The sequence below is a fragment of the Enterobacter cloacae complex sp. 6730903 genome, assembly GCF_048283985.1.
GTDB lineage: Bacteria > Pseudomonadota > Gammaproteobacteria > Enterobacterales > Enterobacteriaceae > Enterobacter > Enterobacter hormaechei_C.
The window spans coordinates 4,538-20,462 of the sequence record NZ_JBLVXX010000061.1 but is presented as its reverse complement, the minus strand read 5'-3'; the positions used below and the strand labels follow the sequence as shown (position 1 = coordinate 20,462).

The 15,925-nt window shown below is 41.5% G+C and carries 14 protein-coding genes; 11 read left to right on the top strand and 3 right to left on the bottom strand.

The window, feature by feature from the left end:
* Positions 1–204 precede the first annotated feature (204 nt).
* Genes ACNQ0W_RS22890 through ACNQ0W_RS22880 form a run of 3 tightly spaced genes read right to left on the bottom strand, consistent with a single transcriptional unit; the run spans position 205 to position 2,190 of the window.
* Positions 205–921, bottom strand: a complete 717-nt coding sequence (locus tag ACNQ0W_RS22890) for a zinc finger-like domain-containing protein (RefSeq protein WP_000838219.1) — start codon at positions 919–921, stop codon at positions 205–207.
* Positions 918–1,118 carry a hypothetical protein gene (locus ACNQ0W_RS22885; protein WP_000594930.1) on the bottom strand — a complete coding sequence of 67 codons (201 nt, stop codon included), beginning with the start codon at positions 1,116–1,118 and terminating at the stop codon, positions 918–920. The genes ACNQ0W_RS22890 and ACNQ0W_RS22885 overlap by 4 nt, the downstream gene beginning before the upstream one ends.
* 19 nt (positions 1,119–1,137) lie before the next feature.
* A complete protein-coding gene (locus tag ACNQ0W_RS22880; RefSeq protein ID WP_417933258.1) occupies positions 1,138–2,190 on the bottom strand; it encodes a hypothetical protein in 1,053 nt (350 codons plus the stop codon).
* 476 nt (positions 2,191–2,666) lie between these two features.
* On the opposite strand from ACNQ0W_RS22880, the gene ACNQ0W_RS22875 reads away from it, so the two are divergent.
* The 11 genes from ACNQ0W_RS22875 to ACNQ0W_RS22825 all read left to right on the top strand — a co-directional run bounded on the left by ACNQ0W_RS22875 (position 2,667) and on the right by ACNQ0W_RS22825 (position 14,302).
* On the top strand, positions 2,667–3,542 hold the full coding sequence (locus tag ACNQ0W_RS22875; RefSeq protein ID WP_000594611.1) for a RepB family plasmid replication initiator protein: 876 nt from the start codon (positions 2,667–2,669) through the stop codon (positions 3,540–3,542).
* Between the two features lie 1,148 nt (positions 3,543–4,690).
* The gene (locus ACNQ0W_RS22870) at positions 4,691–5,044 is read left to right on the top strand and encodes a hypothetical protein (RefSeq protein ID WP_000423602.1); all 354 of its coding nucleotides are present in this window, start codon (positions 4,691–4,693) and stop codon (positions 5,042–5,044) included.
* A 17-nt stretch (positions 5,045–5,061) separates the two neighbouring features.
* Positions 5,062–5,412 (top strand): type IV conjugative transfer system protein TraL, encoded by a 351-nt coding sequence (locus ACNQ0W_RS22865; RefSeq protein ID WP_001447770.1) that lies wholly within the window; start codon positions 5,062–5,064, stop codon positions 5,410–5,412.
* Positions 5,413–5,423: 11 nt separating this feature from the next.
* The gene (locus ACNQ0W_RS22860; RefSeq protein ID WP_000783153.1) at positions 5,424–6,212 is read left to right on the top strand and encodes a TraE/TraK family type IV conjugative transfer system protein; all 789 of its coding nucleotides are present in this window, start codon (positions 5,424–5,426) and stop codon (positions 6,210–6,212) included.
* Entirely contained in the window at positions 6,212–7,483 is a 1,272-nt protein-coding gene (locus ACNQ0W_RS22855) for a TraK domain-containing protein (protein ID WP_000592092.1), read from the top strand. Before ACNQ0W_RS22860 ends, ACNQ0W_RS22855 begins: the two co-directional genes overlap by 1 nt.
* Before the next feature lies 1 nt (position 7,484).
* Positions 7,485–7,946 (top strand): plasmid transfer protein HtdO, encoded by a 462-nt coding sequence (gene htdO / locus ACNQ0W_RS22850; RefSeq protein ID WP_000521242.1) that lies wholly within the window; start codon positions 7,485–7,487, stop codon positions 7,944–7,946.
* Positions 7,936–9,291 carry an IncHI-type conjugal transfer protein TrhB gene (gene trhB / locus ACNQ0W_RS22845; protein ID WP_000351841.1) on the top strand — a complete coding sequence of 452 codons (1,356 nt, stop codon included), beginning with the start codon at positions 7,936–7,938 and terminating at the stop codon, positions 9,289–9,291. The genes htdO and trhB overlap by 11 nt, the downstream gene beginning before the upstream one ends.
* Positions 9,292–9,298: 7 nt before the next feature.
* Positions 9,299–9,781, top strand: a complete 483-nt coding sequence (locus tag ACNQ0W_RS22840) for a hypothetical protein (RefSeq protein WP_000377632.1) — start codon at positions 9,299–9,301, stop codon at positions 9,779–9,781.
* Between the two features lie 118 nt (positions 9,782–9,899).
* Positions 9,900–10,652 (top strand): protein-disulfide isomerase HtdT, encoded by a 753-nt coding sequence (gene htdT / locus ACNQ0W_RS22835; protein WP_182911723.1) that lies wholly within the window; start codon positions 9,900–9,902, stop codon positions 10,650–10,652.
* Between the two features lie 9 nt (positions 10,653–10,661).
* Positions 10,662–11,612 (top strand): IncHI-type conjugal transfer lipoprotein TrhV, encoded by a 951-nt coding sequence (trhV, locus tag ACNQ0W_RS22830; protein WP_001022588.1) that lies wholly within the window; start codon positions 10,662–10,664, stop codon positions 11,610–11,612.
* An 8-nt stretch (positions 11,613–11,620) separates the two neighbouring features.
* Positions 11,621–14,302, top strand: a complete 2,682-nt coding sequence (locus tag ACNQ0W_RS22825; protein WP_256633074.1) for a TraC family protein — start codon at positions 11,621–11,623, stop codon at positions 14,300–14,302.
* Positions 14,303–15,925: the final 1,623 nt, after the last annotated feature.

Sequence of the window (15,925 nt, the reverse complement as noted above, 5' to 3'; positions counted from 1 at the left end):
GCGATAATGGCGTATGTCTCGTGGGCTCGGAGATGTGTATAAGAGACAGATTGAAAAGGTTGTGATAGAGGGGAATTTAAATGTAAAAGATTTATACTCGCAGATCTTTATGAGGGATAAAACCCATTGCGTAAGCAACAATATTACGTGAGTGAGTCCTAACGACAGTTTAAGTCTTGGCTCTATATTTAAGCAGTAAAACATTTAACTGTCTTGGAGTTTACTTAACTTAAAAACTGTTATTGCAGCATAATTTTTCGAATCAAAATCATAGAATTTTCTGACTTTTCCAGTCAAATGATAACGTTCACCCAATAAAATGTGATCCTGTTTATCGGCCGTTAAAGCGATCCCGTCATTTCTAACTTTACCAGTAAATGTAAAAAAATAACTCCCTTTACTTTTTGCGTACGCGGCCCTGACTTCAGTAAATGTTAGTTCAATGCTTATGACCTGGCCGATATTGTAGCTATGTTTTAAAATTTCTTGTTCATTTTCCGGAGTTTCAGACAACATCACATCAAAGGTTGTAAAGAAACAATCCAGCTGGCGTTCTGTCAAAAAACGGTTATTGTCTAGTTGCGCCAATATACTATTAGAAAACTTAGTGTTAGCCTTTTTTGCTTTCTCAATAAGTACGTGGTTTCTGGATTTCCATGCTTCGAGTGTTGGGTTAACACGCAGTTCCGGAATGTTATCGAGAAAGGTAATTGGCTCTAGTACCACTAATTTTTCAATAATGGGTCCAACTGTTTGCACCCCATGACACTTTTCACATACATCAGCCCCTTTGTGGCCTGTGCCCGCACATTCGTTACATTCTCTTTCGATAGGTGCATAATAATTTCCATCTCCGTTAAGGGATACATTCACTGAGGCTGGTACCATATGACCATCAAGAGTAAAGAAAAGAGATTTCATTTTCGAAACACCTCCAAACGTGCCTCTACGATTGCTACAGCTTCTTTCACAGTTTTTTCATAGTGGTCATGCCCTTCAGGAAATTGGTCAAAACGTTTACCGTGTTCTAACTCTTCCATGTTGCGTTTAAGGACTTCATGAGTTAGAAGCAAATCATTATAATTATCGATAAGAGTCAGCTTTATAGGTTTAATCACTCAACTAATCCTCGGTTTTTTATTCCTTAAGGAGATCTCGAATTTCCAGAAGCTCTTCTAATTTTGGTTTAGAAAGAATGATTGCTGTATTTTCGTCGTTAAGTAAAGACAATAAAATATTTAGCTTTTCATCATTCAAGATTATTTGAACACCATCATCAGAAAATATTACATTTTTACTATCAACATTTTTGAACAAGTGTGCACTATCTCTACCAAATTTTAGTTCTGTTTGAGTATTCGTTATAGATTCCGTATGTGTACTTTCCACAAGCTCAAGAAATTCAGATTTTAGCCGTTCTGTTTTCTTATGCGAGAGGCGCTTAATACCCAAAGTCTTACGTGTGACTGCCGAATTTTTCTTTTCTGGTCCGCCTTTATTTAAGGTGTCTGGTCCTGCTCCAGCTGCATTGTGTTCAGGTATGCCTACAATTTTGCTCGTTGTAGTCTCAATATTCTTAACGCCAGGTAAGAAACCTTCTATATGTTTTAAAACCATTTTGTGATCGTTGGAATATTTTAACATTATTTCAATGGCGAGCGTTTTTTTGATTAGATTTAGGCTAATCAAACGTTGAAGCTCTAATGGCATATCAAGGATTTTTAGCATATTACGAATTGCGGTAGTTGATCGTTGATATCGCATTGCTAGTTCTTCAACCGAATACCCGAGACTAACAGCATGAGCTAATGCATGAGCTTGCCCAACCGGATTTAGCCCATTGCTTCTGTTACCATCGAGGTTCTCAAGGTATTCTTCAATTTCGTTTTTATAATCGATTAAGATAACAGATAATTTTGGAATATTAGCACCTTCAGAAATTGCTAATTTTAAGCCATGAAAACGAGTATGACCTTGACGAACTAAATATTTACCTTTTCTTTTTACGACCTTGATCATATCAACCTGCCTTCCTTCCTTAAAGACTTGTTTGATTGACACAATCATCGATTTGACAGGTTCTTGTTCGTAACACAAATCTCCGATTACCGCCTCTCGGGGATTAAATCCCTTTTCAATTTCAACTAGATTAGTATCCACTTCAATGACTGTATGTTTGCTGTTGTTCATATCTTCCTCCTGTTTACTACATGATACATGAACCTCAAATTTGCCAAATAGGGCTGATACATCTAAAAGGTAAACTCAAAAAATTTGCTTAATAAAATTAAAATAAAAACTGTCTTGAATAAAACAATGATAGTAAACCCACTTTCATTTCCGTTTGCGATCTGTAGATATTGATAAAGGAGCGCTATTCCTTGTTTTATATGGACTTATCATTGTTTTCAACAGGTTAGATCAATTCTTTAGATCACTAAAGATCAATAGAGTTCAAGTAAAGATCACGGCATCTTTAACTCATTGATTATAGTAACTTTATGAAAGGATCCGGCATTCGGATGCATGCGAAAAGCATTTGAATGAATAAGGAAGGCATTTACTGGAATGCTTATGGCATTTAGGTAAATGCGTAAAAAGCATTTGCAAGAATATGTTATAAACAGTTTGCCAAATGAAAATCTTATCACCGACGAGTTAAGTTAATGATTAAAAACAACGAGTTAATCCATCCTTTTGACGTAACCAGTAATGAATCAGGTAAGACTTATCAACTGACGCCTAACTCGTCCAAGTCGGTTCAGCCCGTGGCCCTGCTGAGATTGAGTGTATTTACCCCTGTCGGCACAAAAGAAAACCGCGACCGAAACTTTGAAGTTGATGCCTCTGATGAGCTTTCGTGTATGGAAATTGCAAGATCGGAGGGTTATGACGACATCAAGATAACTGGTGTCAAACTATCTATGTCTACCGACTTTAAGTGCTGGCTCGGGATCATCATGGCTTTCAGTAAATATGGTTTTACTTCCGAGAAGATTAGCCTGACTTTTAACGAGTTTGCGAAGATGTGTGGTATCAGTTCAACAAACATCAACAAACGAACTCGTGCGCGCTTTAAAGAGTCATTAATGAACCTTGCATCGGTAGTGCTTGCCTTCTCAGACTCTCGTAGTGGTCGGTTCACAGTAACGCATCTGGTGCAGAAGGCTATGATTGATCCAAAAAGCGATACTGTTGAGCTGGTTGGGGATCCTTCTATGTGGGAACTGTATCGTTACGACCATAAGACATTGTTAAGCCTTCAGGTTCTATACATTTTGGCTAAAAAAGAAGCTGCGCAATCTCTCTATATTTATTTTGAAGCAATGCCAGCTGGTACGTTGTTCGTTAATATGAAACGGTTGAGGGAAAGGTTGCTTCTTACAACCCCTATTCGTACGCAAAACCAGATAATTCGTAAAGCAATGCGGGAACTTGAATCTATCGGATATCTCGATTATCAAGAAGTTAAGAAAGGTCGCGACATACAATTTCAGATCTTCAAAAGAAGCCCTAAGCTGGCCCTTGCCAAACAAGGTTGAAAGCTATCTGGTATGCACTGGTTATAACCTGCTGAAAAATAAGTTATTTATCAGTGCTATGCTTAGTGCTTCTTTTACTACTGGTCTTACATCTCGGCTTAATGTGCAAAAAAGTAACTTTTCAAACGAACTCCTGACTATTCATCTGTATGCCTTTCTGACTCAAGCGTACATGCTAGCCCATTCATTAAATGCCGTTGAGCAAGATGGTTTCGTGCGCACTCTATTCACGTGAATGCCTTTTGTGGATTACGCCTCTTACATTCATACAAATGCTTTTGATGTCGGTATCCCAAAAATTCATTCATTGAAATGCTTTTGTTTGCCACTGTATCCCGAGCATAGCTATGCAGTGGTATAAAAAGGCATTTTGGTGAATGGCATTAGGTCGAATGACACACAGTTCAGCTTTGTTAAGAGCGAGAATGGTCCAAGACATCTATGACATTGGGCATCAGAAGGACTATGTGCTTGATATGAGATCAAAAAAATATCAGAAGCATCACAACTCCAATGGCATTCAAAGAAATGCCTTTGTTTTGTTAGTACACCAAACAACCCAAAATTCATGCAGTTATATCAAAGACTCATTCGCAAAAGGACTCAGCCAGAAAGCATTTGCTTAAATAGCATTGGCCAAAAGCATTCGAATGAATGATGTTCGTATGGACAAGACAAAGTCCCACTCACGCCCAGAGGTGTAAAAGGCATTTAGATGAATGACGCACCGGCCCGAGGATTGTATGTAGTTTCTCCAACTGATAGTTGCCGAACCAGGGAGCACAGTGATATGCGGCCTTCTCAGAATCAAGAGATAGATAATAAGGGAACAAAAAAGATTAGATATGAAGCTTAGTTACCTGCCCGATATCTAGTTAGAGCTTTTCAAACCATCAAAAGTGACTTTTATGCTTGAGGAGTCTCATCAGCTTCAGGATTGAGCTTAACGTAATCTTACCCCCTCCCCTCTTTCAAACTTTTACTAAGCGTTCACTGGTACCTTTCAAAGATTATGCTTTAGGCCCTTTGCTTAAAAATTCACCAATCGCTAAACGTTAAAAAAAGGGGGTTTATGCGAACGGAAGGATCGGAATAAAAAAGTATTATTCATTCGCGTTTACGTGAACTCAAATCTACACGGAGTAATTATGGAACTTTCTTTAAATATTGGCCTTAGTGAAAAGAAATCTAACACGGCTGCACTTTTTAAAACAAAAAGCGCAAAAGTGATTTTGTTTGTTCTGCTGACCGTGCTTTTTTGCGGTCTGGCATATGCGGGTTCAGATGATGGGGCACTGGGAGATATTTGGTCATACATGAGTGAAAGTATGACTGGAGCTCCGGGCAAAATTCTGGCAGCCGCGATGTTGATCTCAAGCGTATATTTCTCTGTCCTTAAGCCTAACCCGGGCCTGGCACTGGTTTCATTATTCATGATGCTGGTAATGGCCAACGGCGAGAAAATTATCAGCACCTTTATGGATGCTGGCGTACCGCTGTAATTTATTGTTAATCATGCATGAGGGGGTTCATCCCCCTCTCTGGATTTTTAATGAGTAAGCAGAACGACGTTCCTCAGCATACCTATAGATTCCCTTTCAGGATCAACATGCCTCTACTGATTTTGTTTTGGGATGCCAAAAAATTAGGGCTTGCATTCATTCTGGTTGCATTTGGGAATATCTTCGAATGCTTCGGGTTTTCTGTTGTAGCAGCGGTTGTGTATTGGATTGCGTATAACAAAGCAGCTGAGTCAGGAATAAGAGGATTGCTAAAACACAAACTCTGGTGGCTCGGTTTTTTGCCAGGTAAAGCAGTTTTTAGTAGCCGTTATTTCAACGATCCATTTATCAGAGATTTGTATTCTTGATGGAGCTATGAATGAAAATGCTAAGTGGCATTAACATCCCTTTTTTCAAAAAATCTAAAAAGGATGAAAACGGTGATCTTGAACAGTCATACGTAAAGAAAGATGAAAGTGCTAAGGGACGTTTTTTGGACATTAAAAAACGATTTAGCCCACAAGCTGAAGCGTCAGGTGCTGGAATTACATACAGCGCCCTGATTAATCGTGATACAAAACTTATCCGCATTAATACTGTTTCAATAGCCGTCATTGGGTTATTGGTTGCAAAGATTCTTTTTTTCACTGACCCAGTGACGATTGTTACCCCTCCAAACATGAATGAAGAGATCACGGTTGTTGGTAACAAAGCATCGGAATCTTATAAAACACAATGGGCTCTCTTTTTTAGTACCCTTTTAGGGAATATTAATCCAACTAATATTTCCTTTGTGACGGCCTATGTCCTCGATGCCCTTTCACCTGAACTACAGGCTAAAACGAGTGAGTCTTTACAGGAGCAGATAAATATCATGCAGGCTCGTGGTGTTGAGCAGACCTTTAAGCCTAATGATATTTACTTTGATCCAAAAAATGACATGGTCTATGTCTGGGGTACCAAAACGACTCGACTTGTAAATGTTCCGGACAAAACTGAATCATCGAAATGGACTTATGAATGGGTTCTCGGGATGAAAAATGGTCGCCCAAGAATTGCATATGTAAATCAATATTCCGGAACACCGAATATTAAAAAAATTACGATAAACGGCAAAGAGCAACTGGCAACGCTGGATAATCCGCCACCGTCTACAGGTAACAAGTGATGATTAAAAAAAAGGGCTTAGGCTTCAACGCAATTACAGCATTGATCATGCTCACGACTTCGAACTGCGTAATCGCTGAAGAATACCAATTGCCAGCAACAATTAATAACCCGGTTGTAATGCCAGTTGGTGCTGACGGATTTCAGAATGGAGCTGCAAAAGCCATTATTCCGGGTCAAGCTGGTTCTGAACAGTCAGGTGCACAAACAAACCTTAGTGAAGCCGGTAATGCGCAGGGACAAAAACCTACAACTGATCTCCCTACCGTGCAACTTTCCCCAGCCAGCAATGCTTCGCCTGCGGTAAGCGCTATTACTGGAGCATTATCAAATAATCCTAGTCTCCCCGGATTTGACGCACAGACCCGATCTGGTGCAATTGATAGCTATGGGAGACCAACAGGTACCTCTTCCCAGCAGAATGCAACCAATGCGACCGCCACGTCAAAAGCCGATGAACTTTATGTCGAAGCTCGTAACCGATATAAAGAAGTTCAGCGTGTAAATGTGCCGCCTGGTGGGAATGTGGTACTGCCAGTTTCACGAGGACTTCAAAACAGAATATCGACCAGCTTCAAGAATGCTTCTGTCAGTACTTCTACCCCTGCTGAAGAGGCAAGCATATTTGTTAATGGTGGCGATGTCTTTATTTCAACTAATACCGATAAACCAATCGGGATTATGTTGTCTGAAGATCAGGTACCTGAATCGACCTATAACCTGACCCTGGTACCGCTTGATGTTCCCGGTGCGATGATTTCAGTTACTACATCTTTAAGCCCATCTATGCAAGCCAAACGTGAAACCTCATTGGATAAGCAAAACTATGAGGAAATGTTGGCCCGCTCCCAGTCAGAAGAACTGGCTCCAACGGATCCAAAACAAGACGATCATAAACAAAGAATCATTGATTTATTGACTCCTGTGGCTCTTGGTGAGGTCCCTTCAGGATTCAGTTTACAACAGGACCGACTTTCTCGTATTCCTGCGCCAGAGCAGTCACCATGTAACTTTAATATGTATGCAAAGCTCGGTCAGAGACTGGTTGGCTCACGTGAACTTATTGATGTAATTCTTGTGAAAAACGATAAACCATACGGTCAAATCGTTGCTGATCAGCAGTGTATGGCAGAAGGCGTTATTGCAAGTGCTTTATTTGATAAAGCATACCTGCAACCGGGAGAAGAAACAGAGCTTTACATAGTCCGGGATAAATTGTTCAAGGAACGCGAGGCCCGGGTTACAACCAGACCAAGTCTAATCAGAAAATAATATGGGAAAAGTTACTTTGCCTGCTCTGCTTGGGGCCACCGTGATTGGTTTTGTCGTATTTGCTTTAACCAGCTTTTACTACAGGTCAGAATATATACCAAAAAGGAGTGTATTAATCGTTCCGGACGCACCCATTAGTATCGAAGATGGCAGTAACGCTTTTCCCGTTCAGACAGTAATAATGAACGATCCAACTCTTATTGATAAATTTGTAGGAGAGGGCAATATTAATGAGGAGAATGCTTTTGACTATCACAAAAGTAACGTTTTGGAACCTAATTACAAACATGAAATATCTAGAACGAGCCAGATAGATAAAGCTGAAATGAATCATCCATCTGTTCGTGAAAACTGGGCCAGAGCAGGTGAACCCTATATCGTTCCTCAGATGTCTGACAGCGAACGAAATCTAAAAATTAAACGATTCCAGAAACCTACAAGTGGAGCTAATCATGGACATTAAAAAGGCCTGGGAAAATAAGACCGTCAGACTTTCTGTTATTGGCGCTCTGCTGGTAGTGATTGTTTATATTATTAGCCAGTCTATTTTTTCCACACCAGTTAAGAAAGAAAAGAAAACACAGAAAAAAGACATGCAGACCAATTTGTTGTTAGATGATTCGCAAATGAACAAATTGAGTAATGAAGAAAGCCAGAAAGTATATAAAGAAATGGTTAAGCAAAACCGACTTGACCAAAATGCGGCGAAAGAGGACCGCGAAAAAGCAGAAAAAGCCCAACAGGAAACTAAAGCCCAAGTTGCAAGTTTAACTTCTCAACTTCAGCAGCTGTCTCAGCAAATTAATGATATGCAGACAAATCGAAACGGCAATCGTAACTTGGATGCTGGTAGTTCGCGTAAAACGATTAATGAGCAGGCACCGGCAGCTCCTTATCAGCTTAATGCTAATGCGCCGATTAATGGCGTAAACCCTAATTACGCTTCTATCACACCTACGCGTAATAGCCCAATGAGAACAATCACACAAAGTTCCATTAAGACTAATGGTACCGATGGTGTCATTCAGGTTATGCCCGTGTCTGAAAACAGAATCAAGGAAGGCAGAGAGGTCATTGCAGGAGATAAAGCGCCAACTCGGACTGTACGAGGTGATGGTACTGCGCCAGTTGATAGCAAAGCGCGGCATGCTGCCCGAAAAGATGAAATGTTTCTTCCGGCAACATCTATTATCACTGGTGTTCTGATTACCGGGCTTGAAGCGCCTACAAGCCTTTCTTCCAAATCAGAACCAATGCCAGTAACGATGCGTATTAAAAAAGATGTCATCATGCCCAATAATTTCACCATGGATTTGCGTGACTGTAACCTTCTGGGTTCAGCTGTTGGTGATCTGGCGTCACAGCGTGCTTACATACGTGCCACTTCTATCTCTTGTGTTAATTCAAAAGGGAAAGCTTTTGACGTAAAACTGGAAGCATATGCTGTAAGTGAAAATGACGGAAAAAATGGGATCCGAGGCACGCTTATCAGCCGAAATGGTAACGCAATTGCAGGAGCTGCATTTGCCGGTGGACTTTCTTCACTTGCCGGTAGCTTAAGTCCCAGTAAGGTATCTTCACTTAACATCGACCCTAATTCACAGGCTCAGTATCAGTCCCCTAATTTTGGTGCACTTGGGGCATTAGCCGGGGCTGGTGCAGCTCAAGGTGGTCTTAATCGACTCGTCGATTACTACACCGCAATTGCAGAACAACAGTGGCCAATCGTAGAAATTAGCCCTGGCCGAGCTATTACATTTGTCGTTCAGACCGGAACTACAATTCCAACGAATCTGACCAGTCGCTGAGGTTTAAATGGATAGTTTAGAAAAAAAAGAATCGCCTGAATCAGCTGGACCTGAAATCACTAAAAAAATGGTGCGAGAAAGGACAACAAAAAAAATTACCTTCGAAATTGATATTGAAAAAATATTGAAGTATTTATTTTTCTTCGCCTTTGCCGTATTGGTCATTATTTATGGTTATAAAGGCTTTATGAATGTTTACGATTACTTCAATAAACAATCCCAGCCTTCGTACAAGATTGCAGTGCTTGACATGCCTGAATTACGTAAGGAATTTTTCAAGCATCACGGAGGCCGTACTGCTGACAATGATAGATCTCAATTCGAAGAATATTTCAGAACATTAATGAAGATCTACCGTGACCGTGGCTATTTAATTATTGATGCAACGCTTGCCGTTACTGTACCGGATAGTGTTGAAATCGTCACTTATATGGAACTTGAAGATAGCTCTGAAGCGGTACAATCAAGTTCTTATAATGCAAAGAAGTAGAGGGCACCCAATAGTGAAAAAGTTACTTTTCCCTTTAATGGCGGCTTTCGCCATTATGGCGAATACGGTCACTTATGCTTCAGAGCAGGTCCTAACTAATAGTGATGCTGCTGCGTTAATGGCAAAGGCAAAGGAAGGTGGCGTTTCACCCAGTCAGATCTCGGGTGTGTTATCAAAAATGAAAGGATATAAACCTAAGGATGCCATATACATTCCTTCTGGTGGGCTATACCTCTTTCAGGACGAACGTTCGCAGCTAATGGCAGTAACGACCGATGGCCGATACTCCCTTACTGGGGGAAGCCTTGTTGATGTAATTAAACGTAAACCTGTTCTGACTGTAGAAGAAATCAGGAATTCCTATTTTATTAGTCTTGATGAGGCCCCCTTCCCTCTGGAAACTGTAGCGTCCATTCCTCTGGGAAATTCAAAGCTTAAAAGACAAGCAGCCATTTTCATAACACTTGATTGTGACGGTTGCATGGAACTTGTTAAGAAATTCTATGCAGATCGGGACAAGTATCGGATAGATATTGTTTTAGTTCCCTCACCCGGTGAGCCAAAAGAAGAGCTTAGAAGGCTCTGGTGTAGTAAAGAAAAAGGAAAAATAAACAACCTCGATATTCTTCGTTGGCTAATGGGAAGCAAATCCGACATTGAAAAAAGATTGCTCTCTCAAAAAGAAGCAGAAGAATGTCCGGCGGAACCTTTGGTAGCGTCATTGATGCTCGCAGGAATTTATAAATTGCAGGGTGTACCTTCAGTTGTCAGACAGGATGGTTTGGCTGGTAATGGCATTCCAAAAGATTTCGACTACTGGTTGAACCAAAGCGTTGAACCTCTCTTAAAAAATCCATTTGAGACAAATTAAGGCTAGTTTATGAACATCAAAAGATTGGTACTCAGTGCTCTGGTTGTAGGTACATCCTCATATCTTACGGGGTGCTCCATCGGTAGTTCCGAATCCGAATGTCCAGGCATTGAAAAGGGCGTTATCTGTAAAGGTCCTCGCGAAGTTATGGAGTTAACTAATAATCGAGATGATCTGTCTGCACTGGCGGGGGAAGAGTCGGAATCGGGAAAGGAGAAATCGGCTGTCAATGACAGCCGTTATCCAACTGAAATTAGCCCTCCAGGGGAAGTCAAATATCCACAGTCTACTACCCTTAAAAATCAGCCTGTGGCTTATTCAAAAACCGAAATTAAGCCAGTTGGTCAGTTACCTGTCATGTACGATAAAACTTTAAAAATGGGTGCCCCTACTTCATCCATTGGACCACGGCCTATTTCTGGTGTACCGGTTAATTCAAACGTAAGGATGACTAGCAGTTATAGCACTGCCTCTTCAACTGGTAACCCTTTCGTTCATCCGGCTGCGGAAGTCGTTAAACAAACAAGCTATCCGGTTTCTGCTGGAAATGCCCCACGCTACGTTGCACCTAATTCTGATATCAGCCCTGGTAAGGATATGTACTCTCTTTACAATGGCCAGCCCGTTAACCCGACTCTCAACCCTGGGCAGATCCAGCAATACCGTTCGCAAGGTTATAAACAAGCTGTAGTGGCTCCTGAACCACTTGCTGTTCTGCAACAGGGGAAAGTAATGAGAATTACTTTTGCACCTTATACCGATGATAACGATGCGCTTAATCTTCCCGGCTACGTTTATGTCAACGTAAAACCGCAAACATGGATTGCTGGCAAGAATTCGACCTCAAACCCAGCTCGCATAGTTCCTTTAGAAGTACAGGATGCGGCCCGGGAAAATATGCAGCAGCAACAAAAAGCAACTAAAGCTGTCTCTTCGAACGGCATTGTTAGACAACTGTAAGGTCAAATATGGAAGCTATCAATAATTACAATAGCGGTTTAAATCGCCATCAATTAGGTGGGTTTATCCCTGTTTACGATCAATTAGCAGGGACTCACTATTTTTTGATTGATGGCAACAGATTAGGGTTTATGTTTATCTGTAATCCATCCCCTGGAGTTTTTGATAATCAGCAAGATGTTCTTGCTGAAATGTTCAAAATGGATTTCCCTACAGATACTGTCTGTCAAATATCTCTGACTGCATTGCCAGACCTGACTTTACAGCTTAGTGCTTGGTCAGCTGTGCGAGGTGGGCGTATGACTGGGAACGATAAGCTTAAAGCAGATCTGCTTAATGGTTATCAGTTGGACTACTACGACAGAAGTATGCATAAGCCTTTAAAACCTGATCATGATAACCTTATGTTGAGGGATTTTCAGGTATGGATCTCGCTATCGATTCCTTTACAGTCTGCCCTTCCTACCGAGCTGGAACATTCGCGTATCGATTCACTTTACTCTGAACTTGTAAGTAAGTTAATTACGATTGGATTGCATCCGTTTAAGGTCGATGCAGAAAACTGGCTCTATTGTATAGATAAGGTCGTAAACCCCGGAAAGAACTCCCGGTGGGCTGAAGGTTTCATAGACGTTAACACTATGAAAAGGCTTAATGAACAAGTTAACGTTCCCGGCCGTAAGTATACAGTCACAGAAAATCATTTCTCATCAGTCACACAAAGTGACGACGAATCTGAGCATCGTTACTTCAAACAACTTTCCGTTGTAAAGTTTCCTGAATACGTCAATTTCGGTTGTATGTATGAGTTAGTAGTTAACTGGATGCATGGACGTAAGACAATTTTCAGCCCATTTATGATCACTCAGACTGTTCAGTTTGCCGATCCGCTCAAGTTGTCAAAAGAAAACGTCCGCTACAAAGCAATCACTAATAAACAGGCAAGTATACCTTCAGTTGTCACATTCTGCCCTCGCCTGCGGGATATGGATAATGACTACATGGCCGTAACTCGCGAGCTTGAGGATGGCGCAAAGCTTTTAAGAGGGTATCTTACTTTCACTGTTATGGGTAGTAATGCCAATTCTGTGCAGACAGCAGCTAACGATCTCAAATCCTTTTACCTCGAAAGCCGGGTCAAAGTAGCAGATGATTCCTTTATCGTTTTCCCGTCATTTATGTCATGTCTGCCAATGTGCAATGACCCAAAGACAATTTTCGACCTTGACCGTTCCGAAGTAGTGAGCAACACCGGAGCGGCTCATATGACACCGATCTTTGGGCCCTGGAAAGGTAATACAGATAGACCAGTACTGAGTTTAGTTTCTCGTGAAGGTCAACTCATGGGACTTGATATTTTCAAGACTTCTGCAAGCTATAACATGGTTATTGGTGCAACGTCAGGTGCAGGGAAGTCATTCTGGACAGCATATCTAATCAATAACTATCTTGGAGCTGGACCGCGATCTAATAACCTCGTTCATTATCGCTCAACATTTAAGCATTTTTTAGAAAACGAATACCCAGATGAAGATCCTGACGGTGCTCAAGTATTTGTTGTGGACGTGGGCCGTTCTTACCAGGGGATTGCGGAACAATATACAAACAGTCAATTTATTGATTTCGGTAAAACCCCTGACTTCACCCTAAATCCCTTTGCCTTCCTAACTGACATCACTGTTAACGACGATGTATTTAACGAAGCACCTGAATTTACCGGTGAATCAACTTCAAACGATGCAGAAAAAGACAAAGTTGCTCAGACCATAATGGTTTTGAATCAGCTAAAAATTATGGCTTCAGAGAAAGGCCTTATCGATGATTATCAACAATCAGTGATGCTTCAGCTTATTGCAGAAGAGTACCAAGAATCCAGAAAATCAGGTCGGACCGGTTCAATAACCGGCTTTGCTCTGCGTTGCAAGAAGCATGAAGACAAACGTATAAAGGATATTGGGGAGCAACTCGGAGCATGGTGCGAAGGTGGAATTTATGGGCACCGGTTTACCGATACGTTGCCTCCAATCAACTTCGACAGCAGATTTATTGTTTTGGAACTGGAGGAGCTAAAAGGCACCCCCCACCTTCAGACAGTTGTATTAATGTCTATCATTCAGGCTGCTCAGCATGCAATGTTCATCAAAAAAGATGGGCGTCGTCGCTTGTTCATCCTTGATGAAGCATGGGAGTACATTCGTCCTGATAATTCATCAGGTGCCGGAAATCAATCAAACCAATTCTTCTCTTCCTTCCTCGAAGCGGCATGGCGTAGGTTCAGGAAAACAAACTGCGCTGGCATCTGTATCACACAGTCGTTTGAAGATTATTTTACTTCTTCTGTTGGCCGGGCCCTGACTGCTAACTCGCCTTGGAAGATAATCATGAAACAAGAAAAAGAAAGCATTGAAGCAATGAAGGCTAATAAATATTTTTCTACTTCAGATGCAGAATATGAACGTATGAAAAATATTCGTACAGTCAAAAAGGTGTTTTCAGAGATGTTAGTCAGGTTCGAAAACTTCCAAGAGATCTGTCGGTTATACGTAGACCGGAAAATGGAGCTTTGTTTTACTACGGATAGTGCTGACAGGAGTAAATTATGGGAAATTCAAAGCCGCGAGAATTGTAGCTATGGCGAGGCAATAGAAATTCTCTATGCTCAAGAAGTAGCAGCGGGTTTGGCCGCGTAGAGTAAATATCTTCAAGCAAAAATAATTAAACCAGATGTCTCATAAGAATCTGGTTTTTTATTGTATGCCTTAAGTAAACAAATGAGGTTGTGACTTAATGAGTTCATCACTGTGCTGCAAATTTTGGTTTTATAATTAATGTGGTGTAAAAACAGTGACATAAATACAAATCGCAGTTAGGTTGTGTACGCATTAAGTAAACAAAATTTATAACTTCAATACTGACATTATAAGATGAAAATCACGTAAATTACATTTTTGTTTACCAAAGGTAATCAAAGTAGCGCGGCATTATTAGTGAAAACAGATCACTGGTGTCATTTTGCATACAAAACTTAATATCCTTTAATCATTCTTCTAAAAGTTTATTATTAACGGTTTGGTTTCTGAAAATTTATCCAATTTGCTCACCGAAGACTTTTAACTTATTTAACCCCCTTTATCGCCAAACTGTGATTTTCTAATGTTAGTCTACAGTTCTAGGGCCCTTGCTCCCATGATGCGAATCCTGCCACCTAATAAAGATTAACGCCTCATTCCTGTATGCCGGTCTTACGACGCCAGTGCACGGACTATTTTTGGTCATCACAAGGACAGGCGGGAGATTTAATCAGGGCGTGGTGTTGCTGAGCAGCAGCTGCGGCACTGTAAGCCGAAGGCGGAATTAACTCCTTTATCACCATCTGGGGACGTCATTATGGGTAGCCCTTTTAACTTACTCAGGACCATTAAGCTAAAATTCCGGATAGCGATTGACGTAAGATTTAGGCTAAGCAGGTAAAGTGATCCCCGCTCCCGGGGTGACAACTTTATACAAAAGGCCGAGCGGAAGATTGTCCTTAGGGAATATTTCTTTAACACAGCACGGGCACTTACTCACGCTGCCGGATTTAACCCCCTTAATCGCCAAACTGGGGTTCTGTCCTCATGCTGGCCTTCAGTTCTGGGCGGGGTTGCTATCACTTGCTCCCTAATGCGAGATGTACCTGCTGATACAGATTAACGTCATATTCCTGCGTGCCGGTCTGCCGACACCAGTGCACGGGCTTTTTTCGGTCATCACATTACCGGGCAGGAGATTTTATCAGGACGTGGTGTGACTGAGCAGCAGCTGGGGCACTGTCATCCGCTTGCAGATTTAACCCCCTTAATCGCCAAACTGGCGTTCAGTCCTGATAGTGTCCTTCCGTCCTGGGCAGGGTTGCTAACACTGGCTCCCTTAATACGAAATGCGCCTGCTGATAAAGATTAAAGTCACATCACTGCATACCGGTTTGCCGACTCCGGTGCATGGCCTTTTCCGATAATCACAAGGACGGACGGGTGATTATATCTGTGCATAGTATGTCTGAGCAGCATCAGAAGGCACTGTCAGCCACTGGCAGATTTAACCCCCTTAATCGCCAAACTGGCGTTCAGTCCTGATAGTGTCCTTCCGTCCTGGGCAGGGTTGCTAACACTTGCTCCCTTAATACGAAATGCGCCTGCTGATAAAGATTAAAGTCACATCACTGCATACCGGTCTGCCGACTCCGGTGCATGGCCTTTTCCGATAATCACAAGGACGGACGGGTGATTATATCTGTGCATAGTATGTCTGAGCAGCATCAGAAGGCACTGTCA

What these genes read in the sequence shown, in the direction of transcription:
- ACNQ0W_RS22890 (WP_000838219.1), bottom strand. Translation starts at nt 921, where the DNA reads ATGAAATCTCTTTTCTTTACTCTTGATGGTCATATGGTACCAGCCTCA.
- ACNQ0W_RS22880 (WP_417933258.1), bottom strand. Translation starts at nt 2,190, where the DNA reads ATGAACAACAGCAAACATACAGTCATTGAAGTGGATACTAATCTAGTT.
- ACNQ0W_RS22875 (WP_000594611.1), top strand. Translation starts at nt 2,667, where the DNA reads ATGATTAAAAACAACGAGTTAATCCATCCTTTTGACGTAACCAGTAAT.
- ACNQ0W_RS22870 (WP_000423602.1), top strand. Translation starts at nt 4,691, where the DNA reads ATGGAACTTTCTTTAAATATTGGCCTTAGTGAAAAGAAATCTAACACG.
- ACNQ0W_RS22865 (WP_001447770.1), top strand. Translation starts at nt 5,062, where the DNA reads ATGAGGGGGTTCATCCCCCTCTCTGGATTTTTAATGAGTAAGCAGAAC.
- ACNQ0W_RS22860 (WP_000783153.1), top strand. Translation starts at nt 5,424, where the DNA reads ATGAAAATGCTAAGTGGCATTAACATCCCTTTTTTCAAAAAATCTAAA.
- ACNQ0W_RS22855 (WP_000592092.1), top strand. Translation starts at nt 6,212, where the DNA reads ATGATTAAAAAAAAGGGCTTAGGCTTCAACGCAATTACAGCATTGATC.
- htdO (WP_000521242.1), top strand. Translation starts at nt 7,485, where the DNA reads ATGGGAAAAGTTACTTTGCCTGCTCTGCTTGGGGCCACCGTGATTGGT.
- trhB (WP_000351841.1), top strand. Translation starts at nt 7,936, where the DNA reads ATGGACATTAAAAAGGCCTGGGAAAATAAGACCGTCAGACTTTCTGTT.
- ACNQ0W_RS22840 (WP_000377632.1), top strand. Translation starts at nt 9,299, where the DNA reads ATGGATAGTTTAGAAAAAAAAGAATCGCCTGAATCAGCTGGACCTGAA.
- htdT (WP_182911723.1), top strand. Translation starts at nt 9,900, where the DNA reads ATGGCAAAGGCAAAGGAAGGTGGCGTTTCACCCAGTCAGATCTCGGGT.
- trhV (WP_001022588.1), top strand. Translation starts at nt 10,662, where the DNA reads ATGAACATCAAAAGATTGGTACTCAGTGCTCTGGTTGTAGGTACATCC.
- ACNQ0W_RS22825 (WP_256633074.1), top strand. Translation starts at nt 11,621, where the DNA reads ATGGAAGCTATCAATAATTACAATAGCGGTTTAAATCGCCATCAATTA.